Here is a 1,010-nt window from a genome sequence, read left to right as displayed (position 1 = left end):
CCTCGATCACATGGATCGGCCTAACAATAAAGGAATTGCTAGTGTTATGGGACGCGACAAAGATTGGGTGCGCTGCATGCGAGAGAAGCTACGGGAGGCAGACAATGAATAACGCCTTGCTATCATCAGAAAAGAATTATTGGGAAACACCACAAGATTTTTTTAAGAAGCTTAATGACAAATACCATTTCAGTTTTGACCTAGCGGCGAGTCGTGAGAATGCTAAATGTGAGAACTTTTTCAGCGAGGAAGACGACTCACTTACTAAGCCCTGGCATGAGATTAAAGGCAACCTGTTCTTAAACCCGCCATACGGTAGAGAATTACGAAAATGGGTCAAGAAAGCGTATGAAGAAAGTATCAAAAAACATGACGGTTACATTGTGCTACTTATCCCAGCAAGAACAGACACCAGCTACTGGCATGATTTCATTTTTGGAAAAGCACAAATCAAGTTTTTACGTGGACGGCTGAAATTTGAACTGAATGGTGAATCAAAAGATGCGGCACCGTTTCCTTCGGCGGTTGTTATCTATGGTGGCAGACAATGAAGCACGACGATAAGGTGTATTACCACCGACGCCACGTTAAGCAGCCGGCTACATGGCTATGCTGGATCACGCGTGGCGATAGCCGATCGGCGATGATAAAAGTTAAAGGCAGCCACAGGCATATTGAGGTGGCACCGAGTGATGTTGAGATTGGGAGGGCAAATGATGGTACCAAAATTTAGAGCGTGGCTAGACGGGTACCGAGCGGGAGGCAGACAATGTTTAATTACAGCAGTGAAGTTAAGTGGATTAGAGTCACCGATATTGATGGTGGATTAGTTTGGATCAATTTAGCAACCGTGGAAAGAATCTACCAGACTAGTGATGGTTCGACATTTGAATGTGCTGACACGGTTACTAGAACAACTGTCCCATTTGAAAAAATTCCAGACCTGTTGGGCGGAGGCGGACAATGACACACGAACAGATTGAGTATCGAAAATACGTGCTGCAAGGCAT

At 44.9% G+C, this 1,010-nt stretch carries 2 protein-coding genes; both read left to right on the top strand.

What is annotated here, in order from left to right; genetic code table 11:
• Window positions 1-104: 104 nt before the first annotated feature.
• Window positions 105-551 carry a DNA N-6-adenine-methyltransferase gene (locus LSE01S_RS10620; RefSeq protein ID WP_061777595.1) on the top strand — a complete coding sequence of 149 codons (447 nt, stop codon included), beginning with the start codon at window positions 105-107 and terminating at the stop codon, window positions 549-551.
• Between the two features lie 218 nt (window positions 552-769).
• Window positions 770-967 (top strand): hypothetical protein, encoded by a 198-nt coding sequence (locus tag LSE01S_RS10610; protein ID WP_061777593.1) that lies wholly within the window; start codon window positions 770-772, stop codon window positions 965-967.
• Window positions 968-1,010: the final 43 nt, after the last annotated feature.

It is taken from the genome of Levilactobacillus senmaizukei DSM 21775 = NBRC 103853 (assembly GCF_001592085.1).
In the GTDB taxonomy this organism is placed as follows: domain Bacteria; phylum Bacillota; class Bacilli; order Lactobacillales; family Lactobacillaceae; genus Levilactobacillus; species Levilactobacillus senmaizukei.
Note: the sequence above shows the minus strand (reverse complement) of the source record. Positions and strands in the feature narration are given on the sequence as shown.

Excerpts from the sequence above, each read along its gene's own strand:
- LSE01S_RS10620 (WP_061777595.1), top strand. The coding sequence starts at position 105 with ATGAATAACGCCTTGCTATCATCAGAAAAGAATTATTGGGAAACACCA.
- LSE01S_RS10610 (WP_061777593.1), top strand. The coding sequence starts at position 770 with ATGTTTAATTACAGCAGTGAAGTTAAGTGGATTAGAGTCACCGATATT.